The sequence below is a fragment of the Streptomyces sp. NPDC043867 genome (assembly GCF_056435845.1).
Window position 1 is genome coordinate 133166 of record NZ_JBWKDS010000013.1, and the last position, 19990, is coordinate 153155.

16 protein-coding genes are annotated in these 19990 nt (G+C 73.1%); 11 read left to right on the top strand and 5 right to left on the bottom strand.

Going from position 1 to position 19990, the window contains the following annotated elements; genetic code table 11:
• Positions 1-201: hypothetical protein (locus tag AC069T_RS15635; RefSeq protein WP_478783253.1), on the bottom strand; the 201-nt coding region annotated here is incomplete at its 3' end.
• Here AC069T_RS15635 and AC069T_RS15640 point away from each other — a divergent pair.
• Positions 200-2284, top strand: a complete 2085-nt coding sequence (locus tag AC069T_RS15640) for a transglycosylase domain-containing protein (protein ID WP_478783254.1) — start codon at positions 200-202, stop codon at positions 2282-2284. The two genes, AC069T_RS15635 and AC069T_RS15640, sit on opposite strands and share 2 nt — an antisense overlap.
• A gap of 58 nt (positions 2285-2342) precedes the next feature.
• On the top strand, positions 2343-3638 hold the full coding sequence (locus tag AC069T_RS15645; RefSeq protein ID WP_478783255.1) for a polysaccharide deacetylase family protein: 1296 nt from the start codon (positions 2343-2345) through the stop codon (positions 3636-3638).
• Between the two features lie 48 nt (positions 3639-3686).
• On the opposite strand, the gene AC069T_RS15650 is transcribed toward AC069T_RS15645, so the two are convergent.
• A complete protein-coding gene (locus AC069T_RS15650) occupies positions 3687-4139 on the bottom strand; it encodes a hypothetical protein (RefSeq protein ID WP_478783256.1) in 453 nt (150 codons plus the stop codon).
• Between the two features lie 445 nt (positions 4140-4584).
• Entirely contained in the window at positions 4585-5499 is a 915-nt protein-coding gene (locus AC069T_RS15655; protein WP_478783257.1) for an SDR family oxidoreductase, read from the bottom strand.
• A 197-nt stretch (positions 5500-5696) separates the two neighbouring features.
• Here AC069T_RS15655 and AC069T_RS15660 point away from each other — a divergent pair, with 197 nt between their 5' ends.
• The 3 genes from AC069T_RS15660 (at position 5697) to AC069T_RS15670 (ending at position 10277) form a co-directional block, all read left to right on the top strand.
• Complete coding sequence (locus tag AC069T_RS15660) at positions 5697-6152, top strand: SRPBCC family protein (protein WP_478783258.1); 456 nt, start codon at positions 5697-5699, stop codon at positions 6150-6152.
• A 71-nt stretch (positions 6153-6223) separates the two neighbouring features.
• The gene (locus tag AC069T_RS15665; RefSeq protein WP_478783259.1) at positions 6224-7849 is read left to right on the top strand and encodes a phytoene desaturase family protein; all 1626 of its coding nucleotides are present in this window, start codon (positions 6224-6226) and stop codon (positions 7847-7849) included.
• Between the two features lie 148 nt (positions 7850-7997).
• The gene (locus AC069T_RS15670) at positions 7998-10277 is read left to right on the top strand and encodes an FUSC family protein (RefSeq protein ID WP_478783260.1); all 2280 of its coding nucleotides are present in this window, start codon (positions 7998-8000) and stop codon (positions 10275-10277) included.
• 22 nt (positions 10278-10299) lie between these two features.
• Here AC069T_RS15670 and AC069T_RS15675 read toward each other — a convergent pair whose 3' ends face one another.
• Entirely contained in the window at positions 10300-11250 is a 951-nt protein-coding gene (locus AC069T_RS15675) for a hypothetical protein (RefSeq protein WP_476752779.1), read from the bottom strand.
• Between the two features lie 233 nt (positions 11251-11483).
• Between AC069T_RS15675 and AC069T_RS15680 the strand changes: the two genes are divergently transcribed.
• From AC069T_RS15680 to AC069T_RS15705, 6 genes are all read left to right on the top strand, one after another.
• Positions 11484-14279, top strand: coding sequence for a SpoIIE family protein phosphatase (locus AC069T_RS15680; RefSeq protein ID WP_478783261.1), 2796 nt, complete (start codon positions 11484-11486; stop codon positions 14277-14279).
• A gap of 314 nt (positions 14280-14593) precedes the next feature.
• Positions 14594-14782: a hypothetical protein gene (locus AC069T_RS15685; RefSeq protein WP_476752777.1), complete on the top strand. Its 189-nt coding sequence runs from the start codon at positions 14594-14596 to the stop codon at positions 14780-14782.
• A gap of 13 nt (positions 14783-14795) precedes the next feature.
• Positions 14796-15506, top strand: coding sequence for a hypothetical protein (locus tag AC069T_RS15690; protein WP_478783262.1), 711 nt, complete (start codon positions 14796-14798; stop codon positions 15504-15506).
• Positions 15503-16498: a DUF6895 family protein gene (locus AC069T_RS15695; RefSeq protein WP_478783263.1), complete on the top strand. Its 996-nt coding sequence runs from the start codon at positions 15503-15505 to the stop codon at positions 16496-16498. The genes AC069T_RS15690 and AC069T_RS15695 overlap by 4 nt, the downstream gene beginning before the upstream one ends.
• On the top strand, positions 16495-17415 hold the full coding sequence (locus AC069T_RS15700) for a DUF6895 family protein (RefSeq protein ID WP_478783264.1): 921 nt from the start codon (positions 16495-16497) through the stop codon (positions 17413-17415). The genes AC069T_RS15695 and AC069T_RS15700 overlap by 4 nt, the downstream gene beginning before the upstream one ends.
• The gene (locus tag AC069T_RS15705; RefSeq protein ID WP_478783265.1) at positions 17412-18506 is read left to right on the top strand and encodes a serine hydrolase domain-containing protein; all 1095 of its coding nucleotides are present in this window, start codon (positions 17412-17414) and stop codon (positions 18504-18506) included. Before AC069T_RS15700 ends, AC069T_RS15705 begins: the two co-directional genes overlap by 4 nt.
• A gap of 86 nt (positions 18507-18592) precedes the next feature.
• On the opposite strand, the gene AC069T_RS15710 is transcribed toward AC069T_RS15705, so the two are convergent.
• Positions 18593-19954, bottom strand: a complete 1362-nt coding sequence (locus AC069T_RS15710; RefSeq protein WP_478783266.1) for a carbohydrate-binding protein — start codon at positions 19952-19954, stop codon at positions 18593-18595.
• Positions 19955-19990 lie beyond the last annotated feature (36 nt).

Here is a 19990-nt window from a genome sequence, read left to right on the forward strand (position 1 = left end):
CGCCGCCAGGTCCGGCGCCGCGCCGTCAGGTGCCGCCAGGTCCGGCGCCGCGCCGTCAGGTGCCGCCAGGTCCGGCGCCGCGCCGTCAGGTGCCGCGAAGCCGGGCGCCCCGAAGTCAGGTGCCGCAAAGCCGCCGCGTACCGGCGACACCCCCGCGGCCTCCCCCGGCCGGCCGGCCCGCACCGACCCGGAAGCCACCATGGCGCTCCGGGTGTCGGACCTGCCGAAGCCCGTGGAGCCGCGCAGCGGGCCCCGCCGCAAACCCGGTCCGTCGAAGGCCTCGGGCGTCGTGGCGGCCGCCGTCTCCGCACGCCTCGCCCCCGTCATCGAGGGCGCCGCGCCCTACGCCCGGCGCCTGCGCCCGAAGTACCCGCGGCCGGGCCGCACCGACTGGCGGCGCTGGATACCGTCCTGGCGCCAGTGGCTGGGCGCCTTCCTGACGCTCTTCGCCGCCACCGCCTCCCTCCTGGGCGTCGCCTACGCCACCACGGAGATCCCGGACAACCTCAACACGTACGCCACCCAGCAGGACAACGTCTACTTCTGGTCGGACGGGACGCCCATGGCCCGTACCGGCTGGGTGCGACGCCAGGAGATGCCGCTCAAGGACATCCCCGAGCAGGTGCGCTGGGCCGTGCTGGCCGCGGAGAACCAGAGTTTCTACTCCGACCCCGGCATCTCCGCCAGCGGCATCACCCGCGCGCTGTGGCGCACCGTCGGCGAGGGCGACACGCAGGGCGGCTCCACCATCACCCAGCAGTACGTCAAGAACGTGTACCTCTCCCAGGACCGCTCGGTGGGCCGCAAGCTCACCGAGGCCATGATGGCCATCAAGCTCGACCAGAAGATGAGCAAGGACCAGATCCTGGAGGGCTACCTCAACACCAGCTGGTTCGGCCGGGGCACCTACGGCATCCAGCGGGCCGCGCAGGCGTACTACGGCAAGGAGGTCAGCGAACTCAACGTCAGCGAGGCCGCGTTCCTCGCCTCGCTGCTGAAGGGCGCCGGCCTCTACGACCCCTCGCTCAGCGGGGGCAACCACGCCCGGGCCGTGGAACGCTGGTCCTGGATCCTCGACGGCATGGTGAAGATCGGCAAGCTGTCGGCGTCCCAGCGGGCGAAGTACACCGAGTTCCCCGAGCCCCTCAAGCAGTCCCAGGTCTACGACACCGGCCACCAGAGCGACTACCTCGTCGAGCTGGCGACCCAGTACGCCAAGAAGTCCGCGCACATCTCCGACCAGGAGTTCGACCTGGGCGGCTACCAGATCTACACCACCTTCGACCGCAAGCGGGAGAACGCCCTGACCGCCGCCGTCGCCCGCGCGCGCAAGGCAGCCGGGAAGGACGACCCCGACAAGGCGAAGACCGCGCACTACGGGGCCGCCTCGGTCGCCGACGACGGCCGGATCCTCGCCGTCTACGGCGGCCCCGACCACCGCAAGCAGGGCTTCAACGAGTCCAACGCGACGACCGTCCCGGCCGGCTCCGCGTTCCTGCCGTTCGTCTACGCGGCCGGACTGGAACACGGTGTCCGCAAGGAGCGGGACACGACGACCACCACCGTCGTCGGTCCCGACTCCGTCTACAACGGAGACGACGACGTGCCCGTCACCACGCCCGAGGGCCCCTACTGGGACCGCAGCGGCAAGAAGGTGACCGCCCGCAACGACGACGGCAAGTCCTGGGGACAGATCCCCCTGCACAAGGCGCTCGCCTCGTCCGTCAACGCGCCGTTCATGCAGCTCGGCCTGGACACCGGCCTCGACAAGGTGCGCCTGACCGCTCAGGCCGCCGGACTGCTGTCGTCCAGCATGGGCCCGCAGGTCCCCGAGCTGTCGCTGGGCAGCTCGACCCCCAGCGCGATCCGCATGGCCAGCGCGTACGCCACGTTCGCCGCCGCGGGCACCCACACCGAGCCCTACTCGGTGCGCCGCATCACCCGCAACGGCAGTGTCGTCGCGCTGAGCACACCGAAACCGCGCCGCGCGATCAGAGCCGAGGTCGCCGGCCAGGTCACCGACGCGCTCAGGGAGTCCTTCCGCACCCAGCACCCGGACGCGGCGCCGGCCTCGGTGACGGTCGCGGGCAAGGGCGGCACCAACCAGAAGGACACGGCCGGCTGGTACGTGGGCACGCACCGCTCGGTGTCCACGGCGGTCGTCACCTACCGCATGGACCTGTCCGAAAGCCTGGAACCCCTCCCGCTGAAAGGCGTGGCCGGTACGCCCGCCACCTCCGTCCCCTACGACATCTGGTCGCGTGCCATGAGCCCGCTCAGCTGACGCGAGCGGCGACGGCACCATGCCGCTCCGCTCTCCCTCCTCGCAGAATGCGCCACCGATGAACTCCAACGCCCACCGCCGGCGCCGCCGGCGCAGCGCCGCCGACGTCCTCGGCCAACTGACGGCCCGCCCCAGGATCCTGATGGCGGCCGTCGCCCTGGTCGTCTCCTGCATCACCGTGCCTCTGGTCGTGTGGGGCATGAAGGACGAACCGGCGTCCAGCGGGTCGGCGGTCGGCAAGTCGCCCGGCGACGGAACCGCCAAGGGGAAGGAACCCCGGTGGGACGGCAGGACGAAGGTGATCGGGGACGGCTCCACCTCCTACACCGGGCCGCAGCGCGGCGGGCTCAAGGCGGAGCCGCTCAAGCCCGGTGAGAAGCCGCCCCAGTTCGTGGTCTTCTCCTGGGACGGCGCGCTGCAGGGCGACGACCAGCTCTTCTCGCACTACCGGGAGATGGCCGAGGAGTACAACGCCCACATGACGTTCTTCCTGACCGGCATCTACCTGCTGCCGAAGGACAAGAAGGCGCTCTACCACCCCCCGATGCACGACCCGGGCGACTCGGCGATCAGCTACCCGACCGACGAGCACATCCGCACCACGCTGACGGAGCTCGGCAAGGCGTGGAAGGACGGGAACGAGATCGGTTCCCACTTCAACGGCCACTTCTGCGGCGCCAAGGGCGGCGGCGACTGGAGCGTCGCGGAGTGGAAGAGCGAGATAAGCCAGTTCTACTCGTTCGTGGAGAAGTGGAAGACCAACACCGGCTACAGCGACCTGCCGGCCCTGCCCTTCGACGCGGAGAAGGAGATCGTGGGCGGTCGCGCGCCGTGCCTGGAGGGCCAGAAGAACCTGCTCAAGGCGATCAAGAGCTTCGACTGGCGCTACGACGCCAGCTCGGCGGGCGACTTCCAGATCTGGCCGGCGAAGAAGGACGGCGTCTGGGACTTCCCGCTGCAGATGCTTCCTTACGAGGGCGGCAAGTACCAGGGCCTGTCCATGGACTTCAACTTCCTCTACAACCAGTCCGACGGTGAGACCGACGGCGAACCGGCCCAGTACGACAAGTGGCGCGAGGAGACCACGCAGACCTATCTCAACGGCTTCAACCGCGTGTACTACGGCAGCCGGGCCCCGCTGTTCATCGGCAACCACTTCGAGAACTGGAACGGCGGCATCTACATGAAGTCCGTCGACGACGTGATCAAGAAGGTGTGCGTCCGCAAGGAGGTCCGCTGCGTGTCCTTCCGCGAGCTGGCCGACTGGATGGACGCGCAGAAGCCCGCCGTGCTGGAACGCCTGCGCAGCCTGGACCCGGCGCAGTCGCCCGACTGGTCGACCGTCGTCAAGTAGCGCCGGGGCGCCCCCGCCCGGACGGGGGCGCCGCTCACCGCCGCCGGGTCAGGCCCGGCCGGGCCCCGCCGCGTGGTCCGGGTGGCCCGTGGTGCGCCGGTCCTCCTTCATCTCCGCCTCGTACAGGTGGTCGCGTCCTTCGACGAGGTCGTCCCGCGCCTGCTTCTCCAGGTCCTTGAAGGGCTCGTAGTAGGTGGCGTTGTAGGCCTCCACGATCTGGAACGTCCAGTGCCCGGGGATCACGTTGCGGCCCAGGATGTCCCGCTCCACCCGGTCGCCGTACTCGCCGTGCCCCGCCTTGCGCAGCAGCGCCACCGCCCGGTCGAGCTCCAGGTCGGCCGTGCCGGTCAGCTGGTGGAACGCGTACAGGTGACCGCGGGCCCGTTCCGTCGTCTCCAGCGCCTTCGAGAGGGCGCCGAGGGCTTCCACGGTGGTGTCGTCGACCCCGTCCGGCCGCCGGTGGGCGCGGTCGGGTCCTTCTTGGTGCTGAGGATCGTTCATGGATCTCCAGATCCCCGCGCTCCGGCAGCTCATACCAGGGAACGCCCGAGATGATCCGCTTGGCGGGACCGCACGCGGTGAGCCTTCCGCCCGTGGCCCGCGGCACATCCGTGCGAAAGGGGCGCCGGAGGCATGATCGTGGTGCGCGGGGAACCCGTGAGCCGATCCCTGTCCGCCGAGAGAGAAGGTGGCCGATGAGCTTCCCGCCGACCGACCCCACCCCGCCCAACCCGACTCCGCCGCCCGGACCGACGGATCCGCAGCCCGGCCCCGCGCCCGTGCCCGCGCCCGTGCCCGCGCCGGACCCGGTTCCGCCGGCCCCTCCGCAGCCGGCCGGCCCGGACCCCGTGCCGCCGGCCCCCCACCCGGGGCCCCTCACCTAGGGCCGCCCGCGGACGGTCGCGTCGGACGCGTCCGTCCGTGCTGACGACCGGTCCGGCCCGCGTCACCCCGGCCGCTGTGCGCCGCCCCCGCGCCTGCCGGCGGGGTCGTCGCGGGCCCCCGCTCCCAGCAGGCCTGTCGCCTCGAATTCGGCCGCGGCCGCCAGCCGGGGAAGCTCGGTCCGGGAGATCCGGGTGACCAGGGGCGGCAGGACCGCCCGGGTGATCTGGGCGAACCGCAGCCAGCCGGGTACGTAGACGGCACGGGAGCGGCGTTCGACGGCCCTCACCATGCGCTCGGCGACCTGCTCGACCGGGTAGACCTTCCGGGCCGGAGCCGGCATGTGCGCCCGCAGTTCCCGCAGTACGGCGTGCCGGTCCGCGTCCCGGGTCATGTCCGTGTCGGTCCAGTTGAGGTAGGCGATCCCCACGGCGACGCGCTGGTGGGCCACCTCGGCCTGCAGGGCGTGCGCGAAGGACTCCACGCCGGCCTTCGAGGCGCAGTAGGCGCTCATCATCGGAGAGGCCCCGATGGAGGCGAGGGACGCGATCTGCAGGTAGTGGCCGCGCGTCGCGACGAGGTCAGGGAGGAACGCCCTGGCGGTGATCGCGCTGCCCGTCAGGTTCACGTCGATCACGCGCCGCCAGGTCGCCGGGTCGGACTCGGCGAACGGCCCGCCCTCGGCGACGCCGGCGTTGGCGATGACCGCGGACGGGGTGCCCAGGCGTACGCGGATCCGGGCGGCGGCGTGCTCCATGGCGGCGTCGTCGGTGACGTCGGCCTCCCACCACCCCGCCCGGCCGGGCAGCGTCTCCGCGACCGCCGAGATCGTCTCCGGCTGCCGCCCCAGCAGGGCCACGACGGCGCCCCGCTCGGACAGGACGCGTGCCATGGCGGCCCCGAGGCCGCGGGAGGCTCCGGTGACCACGACCACGCGGCCCGCCAGCGGGCCGGTACGACGCGAATCGGCATCAGGCATGGTCACCACGCTAACCGCGGGCCGCGAGGACGGCCTGCGGACTCCCGTCCCCTCCCCGGGGGTGAACGGGAGCGCGAGGGCCCGTGCCGCCGGTCCCGGCAGAAAAGGCGTAACTCCGCCGAAGATGGAAACCTGAGTGCAGCCATCTCGGACGGACAGCGCCGAGCTGCGAACACCGGTTTCCCCAGGAGGGTTGCATGGCTGTGCGGCACCAGCTCATCAAGAGGCCTCCCCACGTGGTGTGGGCCGTCCTGGCCGACCCCGACTGCTACAGCGAATGGGTGGTCGGCACGTCCGACACCCGGCCCGCCGAGGGACAGTGGCCCGAGGTCGGCGCGGCCCTGACCTTCGACGTGCGGATGGGCCCCTGGACGGTGAGCAACCAGACCGTCGTACGCCGCTGCGAACCCCCGCGGCAGCTCGAACTCGAGGCCAACTCCGGCCCCCTGGGCACGGCCAGGATCGCCCTGGACGTCCGGGAATGGGGCGACGACACCCTGCTGATCGTCGACGAGCACCCGCTGCGCGGTGCCGGAGGCACGCTGCACAACGCCGCCTTCGAGGTACTGGTCCAGCTGCGCCATCGCGCGATGCTCAACCGGCTGGCGGACCTGTGCGAGAACCGTTCCATCACCGGGCTCGCGAGCCGGTAGGACCCGGCGGGCACCACCGCGCGGCCTTCCGCCCGCGGCCGGGCCCGCCCCGGCGACACAGGAGGCAGAACATGCCGGACGCGGTGGTGATCGGCGCCGGGCCCAACGGTCTGGTGGCGGCCAACCTGCTGGCGGACGCGGGCTGGAGCGTGGAGGTCCTGGAGGAGCAGAGCGAACCGGGCGGCGCGGTCCGGCACGACCACGGGGTGCACCCGGACTACGTCAGCGACCTGTTCAGCTCCTTCTATCCGCTGGCCGCCGCGTCCCCGGTCCTGGCCGGCCTGCACCTCGAACGCGAGGGACTGCGCTGGAGCCACGCCCCGTACGTGCTGGCCCACCCCCTGACCGACGGCAGCTGCGCCCTGCTGGGCCGCAACCTCGACGACACCGCCGCCGCCCTGAGCGAGTTCAGCCCCGCGGACGGCGAGGCCTGGCGGGAGCTGCACCGGATCTGGGCACGGCTGGGGCCCGACATCGTCGAGGCCCTGTTCACCCCCTTCCCGCCCGTGCGCGCCGGAGCACGGCTGGCCGTGCGGCTGCGCGGGGCGGGCGGCCTGCGGCTGGCCCGGTCCCTGGTGCTGCCCGTACGGCGGCTGGGCGAGGAGGAGTTCGAGGGTCAGGGCGGCAGGCTCCTGCTCGCGGGAAACGCCCTGCACGCCGACCTCGCGCCCGAGGCCGCGGGCAGCGGCGGCTTCGGCTGGCTGATGTCCATGCTGGGCCAGACGTACGGCTTCCCGGTGCCGGCCGGCGGAGCGGGCGCCCTCACCCGGGCCCTGGTGCGCCGGCTGGAGAAGCGCGGCGGCGTGGTCCGCTGCGGTGAGCGCGTCAGCCAGGTGGTGGTGCGGGGCGGCAGGGCCGTCGGCGTGCGCACGGCCGCCGGGGAGGCCGTCTCCGCGAACCGCGCCGTCCTGGCCGACGTCTCCGTGCCCATGCTCTACGGCGCCCTCGTCGACGAGGCGCACCTGCCCGCGCAACTCCTCGCCGACCTGCGTCGTTTCCAGTGGGACTTCGCCACCTTCAAGGTGGACTGGGCCCTCGGCGGGCCCGTGCCGTGGACCGCGGAGCGGGCGGCGTCGGCGGGCACGGTCCATCTCGCCGACGGGGTGGACGAGTTGACCAGGTTCGCGGCGCAGATCGCCATGCATCAGGTCCCCGACCGGCCGTTCGCCATCTTCGGTCAGATGACCACGGCGGACCCGACCCGCTCGCCCCTCGGCACCGAATCCGCGTGGGCCTACACCCACGTGCCGCAGCGGATCACCGGTGACGCGGGCGACGACGGACTGACCGGCGCCTGGGACCGGCGCGAGCAGGAGGCGATGGCCGACCGGGTGGAGGCCCAGGTCGAGCGGTTCGCCCCCGGTTTCCGCGCCCTCGTGCGGGCCCGCCGCATCCTGGCGCCGCCCACGATGGAGAGCATGAACGCGAATCTGCACGGTGGCGCGATCAACGGCGGCACCACGGCGATGCACCAGCAGCTGGTCTTCCGTCCCGTGCCGGGCAGCGGGCGTCCCGAGACCCCGGTCAAGGGGCTCTTCCTCGCCTCCGCCGGCGCGCATCCCGGCGGCGGTGTCCACGGCGCCCCGGGCGCGAACGCCGCACGGGCCGCCCTGCACGGACGCCTCCCCACCGGTCTCACCCGGATCCAGCGCGTCCTCACGCGCCGCGACCGCAAGGGCGAGCGGACCGCGACCTGACCCGCGTGATGCGGCGTCAGCCCCCTTGAGGTGCGCTGGCCCGCACCCGCCCGCACGACGGCCCGCCGCCCCGGGGACCCGCCTGCCCGGGGCGCCGTGACATGCTGGAGCTTGCGGATCATGACGGCGAGCGAGGACGTACGGCAGGGTGAGGAAAGCGACACGGCCGACCTGGACAGGTACCTGGGACCGATTCGCGGCGTCCGACCCGGGGCTGCTGCGGCTCATGGCCGGCCTGCGGACCGTGGGCGCCATCGCGCTCGCACTCGCCGTGCTGGCCCTCATGGACGCCGACGTGACGCACATGGTGGCCGGGGCCATGGCGGCCATGGTCGCCACCTTCGCCATCCGGGAGAAGCAGCGGCGCGAACAGGCGATCACTCTCGCGCTGGGCCTGCCCGTGTCCCTCGCGGCGATGTCGCTGGGCGCCCTGCTGAACACCCACGTCATCGCGGGTGACCTCTTCTTCCTCGCCCTGATCTTCGGCGCGGTCTACAGCCGCCGGTTCGGCGACCGCGGGACGGCCCTGGGACTCATCGGTTTCCAGGTCTACTTCGTCTCACTGTTCGTACAGGCCGGCTCCGGCACGCTGCCCGGGCTGTGCCTCACCCTGGTGCTCGCCTTCGCGTGCAGCGCGGCCGCGCGTTTCGGCCTGGTGGCGGAGACACCCGAACGCATCCTGAAGCGGCTGCGGGAGGCCTTCCGGGCGCGCCTGGCCCAGCTGGTGTCCGCGCAGACCGAGCTGCTGGACGCGGGGCCGGACCGGATGGAGAAGGCCCTGGAGGAGGTACGGCGGCACACCGCCCGCCTCCACGAGACGGCCATGATGATCCAGGGCCGGCTGGAGGAGGGGACCAGCGACAGCGCCGCCGCCTCGCACGTGCAGCGCCGTATCGCCGACGCGGAGATCGCCGCCGAGCGGCTGGGCGTCCTGCTGCTCACCGCGCGCAGCGCCGAGCGCGCCGACACCCTCACCCTGCACCTGCCCAACGCCCCGGTGCCCGCCGCCGGGAACCGGCTGCGCGCCCAGGACGACATCACGGCCACACTGCGCCGCGACCTCGACGCGCTGCGCATGCTCGTCGCCCGGCCCGTCGCCGGCGGCCGCGGCACCGCGCTCGCGCACGTGCGCAACCGGCTGCTCGCCTACCGCGACGAGGAGAACCTGCCGCACGCCCCGGCCGCCGTCCAGGACGTCTTCCGCGGCATCGGCGAGGCGGCGCGCTCGGTGCTGGGCCTGCGGCTCGCCTTCGACGGGCCGCAGGACGAGTCCGACGACTCACCGGCCACGACCCGCTCGCGGGAGGAGCTGGACGCCGAGGACGTCGCCATCGCGGGGGCCGAGGACAACCAGCGGGAGGACGAGGACCGTACGGGGCTGCGGCGCCCCACGACCCGGGCCGCCGTCCAGGTGTCGGTGGGGTCGGCGCTGGCCATCGTCGGCGGCGAGTTCCTGTCCAGCCAGCGCTGGTACTGGGCGGTGCTGACCTGCTGGGTGGTCTTCCTGAACACGGCCTCCACCGGCGAGATCCTCGTCAAGGGCTACCGCAGGCTGCTGGGCACCGTCTTCGGTGTCGTCGCCGGTGTCCTGCTCGCGGGCGTGGTCGGCAACCACACGTGGACCGCGTTCGGGCTGGTCCTGCTGTTCATCTTCGCGATGTTCTTCACCGCGCCGCTGTCGTACGCCCTGATGTCGTTCTTCGTGACGGCGATGCTGGGCCTGCTGTACACGCTCCTCAACACCTACAGTCCCGAGGTGCTCGTCCTGCGGATCGAGGAGACCGCCCTCGGTGCCGTCTGCGGTGTCGTCGCAGCCGCGCTGGTGCTGCCGGTGCACACCGACCACCGGACCGACGAGCTGCTCGCCACGGTGCTGGAACGCCTCGGGGACGTGACGGGCGCCGCGGTAGAGCAGCTGAGCGGCGGACCCGCGCTCGACCTGCTGGACATGGCACGCGATCTGGACACGGCGCTGGAGGACCTGCGGGCCTCCACGCAGCCGCTCACGCACCCGATCACTCCGCTGCGCTCCCGGCGGCAGACCGCCCGTTACCTGGTGGCGCTGCTGGAGACGTGCGCGTACCACGCGCGGTCGCTGGCGGCGACGGCGGAGCTCCTCCCGCACAGCAGAACGGTCGCCGCCGATCCGCGGCTGAAGCGGGCCGGCCGGCGCATCGCGCAGAACATCGACGCACTGGTGGCCCATGTCGAGGACCGGCACGACGCGGGCGCGGTGGAGACCGGCGCCAGTCTCGCGTCCATGCTGGAGACCGACCGGTCGGGTGTTCCGCGGCACGACCGGGTCACCGGCCGCGTGCTGCGGCATCTGCAGCGGCTGGACGAGGGGGTGGTGGGCCTCGCCCGCCCGCTCGGGGTGCCCGTCTCCACCCCCGACCAGGCCGCGTCCCGGCGCTCCGCCGCGCTGTGAGGGCGGCCCCTCGGGAGGTGCCTCAGAGGCCCGCCCTGTTCCGCGCGTGCTCGAAGGCGGCCAGCGGATCGCCGGTGCTGTTCCAGGGCCAGGCGGTGACGGCGGTGCCGATGGCCTCGAAGACGGGGGCGGCCTGCTGCCTGCGGTCGGCGGCCATCAGCGCGTAGGCGAGGAGATTCAGGTCGGCGAGCTTCTTCGCGTGATGGAAGAACGCGGGCTGCGGCCAGGTGTGGTGGGCCCGTTGCAGCGACTCGACGGCCTGCGGGTTCGTCCAGTGGTTGCGGGCCACCAGGGCGTCCACTCCCCCACGGGCGAGGGCGGCGTTGTACTGCATGACCTGGGCGGTGAGTTCGACCGCGGCGCACGGTGCGTTCGCCGGCATCCGGGGGCGTATGGAGTCGATGAAGTCGAGCACCTGGACCCGCGAGCCCGCCTCCTCGGGGGAGAGGTGGGCCAGCATGCTCAGGTATGCCTCCCGGTGCCAGCGGTCGCGGGCGAGGATCTCGTTCCAGGCGCCGAAGACGTCCGACTGCACGTAGCGCTCCAGGCGGGCGATGCCGAGCAGCACCACCCACGGCGCGGGATCCCGGGGGTCGATCTCCGACGCCCGGAGGCACTGCTTGGCCGTGCCCGACGCGTCCGCCAGTCCTCCCGCCGCACGGCTGCGGACGAGTTCGGCCCAGGCGCCCAGGACCAGCGCGCTCGCGTTGCCCGGTTCACGCGTCGCCCACGCGGACGGCAGGTGCGAGTCGGACAGGTAGTCCGCGAGGACGGACATCCGGTGCGCCCGCCGGTCCCAGTCGTCCGGGTCCTGCTCGAAGAGGCGGGACAGCTGGGCCACGCACAGGTCCGTCGTGCCGAACGTGCCGGACCTGGTCGTCGCGCGCAGAGACTTCAGCAGCCTGCCGAGGTCCCCGTCGTCGAGTTCGGGGGCAAGGCGCGGCTTTCTGCGGCGACTTGAGAGAAAAGACATGATCGCATGCTATGAGCGGCGAGACGTGTCACAAGGTGCGCGGCACGATCGTTACCGGATACTGGCCGCAACCCCGGGTTACCGGCCCGTAGCACGAGACGGGCGGGTCCTTCGGGTGTCCCGTACGGCGGCCCGACGGGTCCGCAACCGGTCGCGCGGGGGCGGCGGCGGCTCTCGTCAGCCCGCCTGTGGCCCTCTCGCCTCCTGGCGCCCGGCAGTGTAGACATGGGCACATGGTCCGACTAAGGGGTCGATCCCGGGCTCGGTCGACCCGCCGGCTCGACGCTCCGCGCCCCGGGCGCGGGCGTGCTCGCGACACGCACACGGGATGGTCAGGGCAGGACGCGCACGGCTCGTCCGGGCCGCGCGGCCCGCACGGGCCCGGCGGACGCGGGCCCGGCGCCCGGCTGTGGTCGGCGCTGAGCGGACGCAGCGTCGCGGGCCAGGTGTTCGTGTTCCAGGTGGTCATCGTGCTGATGCTGGTCCTCTCCGCGGTGCTGGCGCTGGTGCTCCAGGTGCGGCACGACAGCACGCAGGAGGCCCGCAACCGTTCGCTGGCCGTCGCCGAGACGTTCGCCAACGCGCCGGGCACGCTTGAGGCCCTGCGCAGCCCGGACCCGACCGCGGTGCTCCAGCCGCGGGCCGAGGCGGCCCGCAAGCAGTCCAAGGTGGACTTCGTCGTCGTGCTGAACACCGACGGGATCCGCTACACACACCCCAAACCGGACCGGATCGGCAAGAAGTTCGTCGGAACTCTCGCGCCCGCGCTGGCCGGCCGGTCCTTCACCGAGGAGATCACGGGCACGATCGGTCCGCTCGTGCAGGCCGTGGTGCCGGTCAGGGCTGCCGACGGCTCGGTCGCGGGCCTGGTGTCGGCGGGCATCACCACCGCCAACGTGGGCGGCGCCGCCGACCGGCAGCTGCCGATCCTCATCGCCGCCGCGGGCGCGGCGCTCGTCCTGGCGACGGCGGGCACGGCGCTCGTGAGCAGACGGCTGCTGCGCCAGACCCACGGCCTCGGCCCGTACGAGATGACCCGGATGTACGAACACCACGACGCGGTGCTGCACGCCGTCCGGGAGGGCGTGATCATCGCCGGGGGCGAGGGGCGGCTGCTGCTCGCCAACGACGAGGCGCACCGGCTGCTCGGCCTGCCCGAGGACGCCGAGGGGCGGCACGTCTCGGAGCTCGGCCTCGACCCCGGCACCGCGGACCTGCTGGCCTCGGGGCGCGTCGCCACGGACGAGGTGCGTCTGGTCGGGGACCGGCTGCTGGCGATCAACCAGCGTCCCACCGACCTCAGGGGCGGCCCGCCCGGCAGTGTCGCGACGCTGCGCGACTCCACCGAGCTGCGTGCCCTGTCCGGCCGGGCCGACGTGGCACGGGAGCGCCTGAAGCTCCTGTACGACGCCGGGGTCGGCGTCGGCTCCAGCCTGGACGTGGCCCGCACCTGCGAGGAACTGGCCGAGGTGGCCGTGCCGCGGTTCGCGGACTTCGTCACCGTGGACCTGGCCGACGCGGTACTGAACGGCGAGGAACCGGACGTCATCGCCGAACTGCACCGCACGGCGTCCGGTGGGATCCGCAAGGACGCGCCCCTGTACCCGGTGGGCGAGCGCATCGCCTTCGTGGACACCTCGCCGCAGGCGCGCAGCCTGCGCACCGGCCAGGCCCTCGTGGAGCCCGACCTGAAGCGGGCGCCGGGCTGGCTCGCCCAGGACCTGGAGCGTTCCGCGCAGGTGGTGGAGTACGGGATCCACTCGCTGATCACCGTGCCGGTGCGGGTGGGACCGCTGGTGATGGGAGTGGTCAACTTCTGGCGGTCGGAAAAGCCGGAGGCCTTCGACGCGGAGGAGGTGGCCCTGGCGGAGGAACTGGTCGCGCGGGCCGCGGTCTCCATCGACAACGCGCGCCGCTACACCCGCGAGCACACGATGGCGGTGACGCTCCAGCGCAGCCTGCTCCCACGCAACCTGCCCGAGCAGAGCGCCCTGGAGATCGCCTACCGCTACCTTCCCGCGCAGGCGGGTGTGGGCGGGGACTGGTTCGACGTGCTGCCGCTGTCCGGCGCGCGGGTGGCGCTCGTGGTGGGGGACGTCGTCGGTCACGGGCTGCACGCCGCGGCCACCATGGGGCGGCTGCGCACCGCCGTCCACAACTTCTCCGCCCTGGACCTGCCGCCCGACGAACTCCTCGCGCTCCTCGACGAACTGGTCGGCCGCATCGACCAGGACGAGGCCGCGGAGGACAGCGCCGCGGCGATCACCGGCGCCACGTGCCTGTACGCCATCTACGACCCGGTCACGCTGCGGTGCACCGTCGCCCGGGCGGGCCATCCCCCGCCGGCGCTGGTGGGTCCCGACGGCACGGTCACGTTCCCCGAGGTGCCGGCCGGTCCCCCGCTGGGTGTGGGCGGCCTGCCGTTCGAGACGGCCGAGCTCGAACTGGAGGCGGGCAGCCGGCTGGTGCTCTACACGGACGGGCTCGTCGAGGACCGCGACCGGGACATCGACGCCGGGCTCACCCTGCTCGGCACCGCGCTGGCCCGGGCGGACCGGTCGCCGGAGGACACCTGCCGGGCCGTCCTCGACGCCCTGCTCCCGGCCCGTCCCAGCGACGACATCGCCCTGATCGTGGCCGGCACCCGGGCGCTGGGGGCCGACCGCGTCGCCGAGTGGCAGGTGCCGAGCGACCCGGCGGCCGTCGGTGAGGTGCGCGCCTCGGTCACCCGGCGGCTGGCGGAGTGGGGTCTGGAAGACATGGTCTTCACCACGGAGCTGGTCCTGAGCGAGCTGGTCACCAACGCGATCCGGTACGGCGGTGCCCCCATCCGGGTCCGGGTGCTGCGCGACCGCAGTCTGGTGTGCGAGGTCTTCGACAGCAGCAACACCTCGCCCCACCTGCGCTACGCGGCGAGCACGGACGAGGGCGGGCGCGGTCTGTTCCTGGTCGCCCAGCTCTGCGACCGCTGGGGCACCCGTTACACGCCCGCGGGGAAGGTCATCTGGGCGGAACAACCACTGCCCTGAGGTTCGTGCTCGTGCGTCACCTCGGGTCACGGACACCGAGCGCGAATTGCGGGACCAACTGCCGCCGCAGGTACGCATATTGATTTCTCGTCAGCTCAAGACGCCGTCCCTTCGGAAACTCCTCGCCACTCACGGTTCTGCTTTCAAATTTCGGTCGTTCAATCATTTCCCGGTCGCAGCCCGGGAATTCCCGGTGGGCGGAGCCCGGAAATCCCTTGCCCCCACAGGGCAGCCGCGTTCCTTTTGCGCATCTCCGCCCGAGGCGTTCAACTTGGAGATGGAGAACTACGTATCTCTCGTGAAGGAGTGGTGGTATGTCTTCCACCGAGTTTCTGACCGACGACATCACCGAAGTCCAGGGCATCGACGTAGAGGCGGCCCTCGACCCGGCCGAGGCCGACGGCCAGTTCCGTGACAGCCGTGAGTGCGCCGCACTCGCCCTGGTCTCGGGATCCGGCAGCCTTCTGCTGTCGCCTCCGACGCCGCGGCCGAAGAAGGGCTGACGGGGGAAGCTGAATGGAGCAGTCGAGCACGCCGACCCGATTGCCGGGCGCTGTGCGGGACCTTGCTTCGGACGTGGTCTCCGCCCTTGGGGGCGGGGACCCTTTCCGACTGTCCGGCAAGGTGACGGCACGCGACCCGGCCGGGGCGAGCGGCGATCCCGCGCTGGCCGCCGTACGCGTCCTGGGAGCCGACGTACTTCTGCCGGCCGTCCTGCACCGCGCCCCGGCCGACCGCGAGGACCTGGCCGTCTTCGACAGGGCCGTACAGGCCTATCCGCCTCCGGCCGGCGCCTCCCCCACCTCGGCGTGGAGCCACTGGGCGATGCGGCGGACGCTGATGCGGCTGGACGCGTCCTTCGACGGCGCCCCCGCGGACCATCTCGAACCCGACGGGACCTGGCTCGACGACGCGTCGTGGCAGTTCCTCACCCATCAACTCGCGGTGCTGGCACCGCTCGCGGTCCCCGCGGGTGACTGCGCGGTGTTCCGCGCGGCCCGGAGCCGGCCCGTCGACGTCGCCCGCGGTTTCGTCCGGGCGGTCCGCCGCCGCGACTGGCTGCAGGCGGCAGGCGCGGGGCGCTGGCTGGTCCTGCTCGACGGGGTGCCGGACACCCTGGGTCTGGAGACCGGTCTCGAATTCGTGGCCCAGATGGGTCAGGACGACCCACGGGTCGCCCTCCAGGTCACGGCGGCGCGGCTGATGCGGGCCGGAGCACCGGTGTGAGGGCGCTCGACGTCCGCGGGGTGGGCGAGGCCGCGCTGGCCTGGGTCTCCGCCAACCGCGGGGGATTCCGGCTCGACGAGGGCGCACTCGCCGCGTACGGGGACGTGAACACCAGTTGGAAACCCCTCGGGGAACTGGCCCAGGTGTGCGTCTGCGTCCGCCGGACCACCGCTCCCGGCGACCCGCTGCACGAAACCGCCTCCGACCTGCTGGAGTTCGCGTGGCGGCAGACCGGGAACGGCTCCCTCTTCGGCGAGTTGCAGCGTCTCGAACCCTTCGCGACCTATCCGCTGGAGGTCTACGCCGCGTTCGCGTCCGCCGGCCTGCGGCACCCCGGCTACGAGAGCGCCGCCGCGACGGTGGCCCGCACCCGCGGCTGGCGGGTGACGGAGCAGGAGCCGAACCGGCGGCTCAGTGTGCTCAACTCCGAGCGCCGCAGCGGGATCCCGGAGCACGCGGACCCCGCGCAGGCCCTTCGGCACACCTGGCTGGGCGGCCTGCCCGAGCCGTGGACCTTCGAACGCGCCGCCGGATACACGCTGACCCACGTGGTCTTCCACCTCACCGACTGGGGTCTGGTACCCCAGGGCGTACCCCCCTCGGTCGCCGCCTATCTGCGGCACTGGCTCCCGCCCTGGCTCGACACCTGCCTGGAGGACGAGCAGTGGGACCTGAGCTTCGAACTGCTGGCCGTGGCGGCGAGTCTGCCCCGGCTGCCCGAGCCGGCGGTGCTCCAGGACGCCTGGAGCAGACTCGCGACGGCCCAGGACGCCACCGGCGCCGTACCCGAAGTCGGTCGGGGGCGGGAGGGACGGGCTGCGGCGGAGGGCTTCCGGTACTGCTACCACTCGACGCTGATGGCGGCCTTCGCCGCCGCGCTCACCACCGGCCGCCTCGGCGGGAACGGCACCGAGGACGCGGCGCCGGGCGGTCCGCGCCCCCTTGAGCACGCGGCGCGGCAGGACCGGAGCGGACAAGGAGCGCCGGGATGACCAGTACCCGCCTGATCCACACCGTCGGAGTCGGCGCCGTCGAATGGCTGCACGCCCACCGCGAGGGGTTCCGGCTGGAGCCCGACGTCGACCCCGAGGTGGGCTTCCTCGACCGCTTCAAGCCGGTCGGTGAACTCGCCCTGATCTGCAAGGTGCTGTTCCGGGAAGGGGTGGCCGGGTCCCGGCAGGCCGAGCTGGCACGGCAGTTGCTCGACCACGCCTGGCGGAACACGCTCGACGGCGGCCGGCTGCTTCTGCACGGGCAGCGCATCGAGCCCGTCTCCCCCGTCCCGTTCGAGGTGTACCTCCCGTTCAAGGAACTCGGTTACAGCCATCCCGGGCTCGAGGAGGCGGTCCGGCTCAACCACCGGCTGCTGAGCTGCGCCGCCTTCGAGGCGCGGCCCGTACGCCGCCTCGGACTCTCCGCGTTCCAGCGCCGCTTCGGGCTGCCGCCCCGACCGCCGGAGGCGGACGTCGTGGGCGGGACCTGGCTGGGACGCACCCCCGAGCCCTGGACCGTGGAAGGGCACATCGCGTACGACATCACCCACACCGTCTTCCACCTGACCGACTGGGGCGAGAAACCCGAGGCACTGCCCGCGGACATCGCGGACTACCTCGCCCTGTGGCTGCCGGTCTGGCTGGACGACTGGCTGGACCTGCAACGCTGGGACCTGCTCGGCGAATTGCTCGTGGTCGACGCCTGTCTGCCGCGCCCCACGCTCGACGAGCGGGCTTGGGAGGGCTTCGCCGCGGCCCAGCAGCCCGACGGCGCGATGCCCGCCGTGCGCACCATGCCGCAGGGCGAGCCCGACGAGGTGTTCGACCTCGTCTACCATCCGACCCTGGTCGCCGCCTTCGCCTCGGTGCTCGCCACGTCCCGCGCACTGTCGCGGCTGGCGACGGCCCCGGCATGACCGCCCGCCCCGCGCCCTGGCCGGGCGACGTGCTCCTCGGCGCCGCCGACACGCTCCCGCCCCGCGGCGCTCCGCCGGACGGGTCCGCGGACGACGAGGCGGTGCGGTGGCGGCTCGATGCCGCCGTCGGTGCCGTGGACGCGCCCGACGTCGTCTTCGCCCTGTCCCGGCACGGGCGCCGCACCGTGCGCTGCGGAGGCACGGCACCGCTCCCGCCCGTGCACCGCGCCGACCTGCGCTACGAGATCGGCTCGGCCTCCAAGACGTTCACCGGGCTGCTCCTCGCCCGGCTGACGCAGTCGGGTGTGCTGTCCGGCGGCGAACCGGCCGCCGCCCTGCTGGATCCGGGCCGCCCGCCCTCCCGGGACCCCGTCACGCTCGCGCACCTGATCACCCACACGTCCGGGCTGCCCGCGCTGCCGGCCGACTTCTTCCTCCGGGCGCTGCCCACCTGGCGCTCCAACCCGTACGCCGGCTATCCGGCCGGGCGCGTGATCGACGCGTTTCTGCGGCACCGGCCACGGCACCGCCCCGGCACCCGCTGGCACTACTCCAACTTCGCCGTCTCGGTGCTCGGGCACGCCCTGGCGGCGGCCACCGCGACCCCGTGGGAGGACCTGCTCACGGCTCATGTGCTCGGGCCGCTGCGGCTGGGCGAGGTCGCGCTGCACGCCAAGGGCCCGGGCACGGACGCCACCGGGCACCGCAGGGACGGCGCGACCCCGACGCCGCCGCTGGCCGTCGGCGGGTTCCAGGCGGCCGGTGCGGTCCGGGCCACCCCGCACGACCTGCTCACCTTCCTCGAGGCGCATCTCGATCCTTCCGCCTCGCCCCTGGCCGGGGCGCTGCGGGCGGTACGCCGCCCCGTGCTCCGGCGCGGCCTCGGGCACCGGCACCTCCACACGGTGGCCTGGTTCCAGCACCCCACCGACCGCGGGCCGATGTACTTCCACTGCGGGGCGACACTCGGGCAGCAGGCCTTCCTCGGTTTCCACCCCGGCACCGGCACGGCACTGGCCGCCGTGTGCACGCGCCGCTTCCGCGCCCGCGACGCCTTCGTCCCCACCGCGTACGCGCTGCTGGCCGAGTAGGCGCCGCGGCTCCTCGAACGCCGGAAGGCCGAGGTGCGTCAGCCCGGCCGGCGTCCGAGGGGGTGGCGCCTCCCGCGGCTACGCCGTCACAGGCGCTGCCACAGCGCCGGGGTGAGCGCGGGCTGCCATGCGCCCTGCGCCTGGTGCGCCTGGAGGCACTGGTAGGTGACGCCGTCGTACTTCACCCGCGTCCCGGTGTCGTAGACCCGGCCCGCCGACCAGCCGTCCTGGCCCTCCTGCGCGGTGGGCGTACCGCCTTGCGCCGTACCGGTCCTGAGTGTCAGCCCGTATTCGCTGAGCAGCGGGTTGACCGGCTGGTAGAAGGTCGTCCCGCCGCTCGTGCAGTCCCCGGAGCCGCCCGAGGTGACGCCCTGGGCCTGCGCCCCGGAGACGTACGAGCCGCCGGAGTCGCCCGGTTCGGCGCACACCGTCGTCCGGGTCACGCCGTCGACGGTGCCCTGGGCGTAGGTGACGCTGGTGCCGTGTTCCTCGACCGTGCCGCAGTGCCAGCCGGTGGTGGACCCGGAGCGGCAGATCGCGGCGCCCACCAGAGCCTGCACGGAGCCGGCGATCTCGACGTTCTGCTCCCCCTCGCCCTTGACGTTGGGCGTCGCGGTCCAGTCGCTGGTGACGGCCACCCACGACATGTCGTGGCCGGGGAAGACGGAGCCCTGGAAGGTCCCCTGTGCCACCTTGTTGAACCCGGTGGTCGTGGCGCCCGCCTTCCCGCAGTGCCCGGCGCTCACGAAGCCCTGCTGTTCGGCCTTGGTGACGGAGAACCCGACGGAGCACCGGGCCTGGTCGTCGATGTAGTACGCGTCGCCGCCCCGCACGTCGTGCAGAAGCCGCGGCCGGTCCGGTGACACCCGGACGTCCACGAGGGCGCGGTCCACTCCGGCGGCCGCGACGAGCGCGTCCGCCGCCGCCCGGCTCGTCGCCTGGAGGGTCACCTGGTTGGTCCGCACGTCGACGTACCTGACCGGCGTGTCGAGGGCCTTGGCGCCGGCCGTCGCGCGGTCCAGCTTCTCCTTGGCGGCGGTGAGGTCGGCCAGTCCCCGCTTCACGACCGAGGCCTCGGCGCCGCCGGCCCTGATGGCGGCGACATCGGCGGCGTCGGTGGTCGCGACGGTGAGGTCGGCGGAGGTCGGGCCCTTCACCCAGGCTCCCGCGAAGTGCTTGCCCAGGGAGTTCTGCAGCCGCCCCGCGCGGGTGCCGGCCTCCGCCTCGTTCACCAGCCGGGTCCTGGCCTGAGCGGCCGTCAGGCCGAGATCGCGCTGCAGGGCGCGCAGCAGCGTCGTCGACGGCCGGTCGGCGCCGAGCGTCCGGGCGGCGGAGGGACCGGGCGCCGGCACGGGGTCGGCGGCCGCGGTCGCGGGCAGTCCCGCCAGTGCGAGCGTGCCGAGCACGGTCAGGGCGGCACAGCCTGCGCCGGCGTATCTGTGGACCATCGGTGTCTCCTCGGGTTCGGAGCGGAAAGGCGTCGA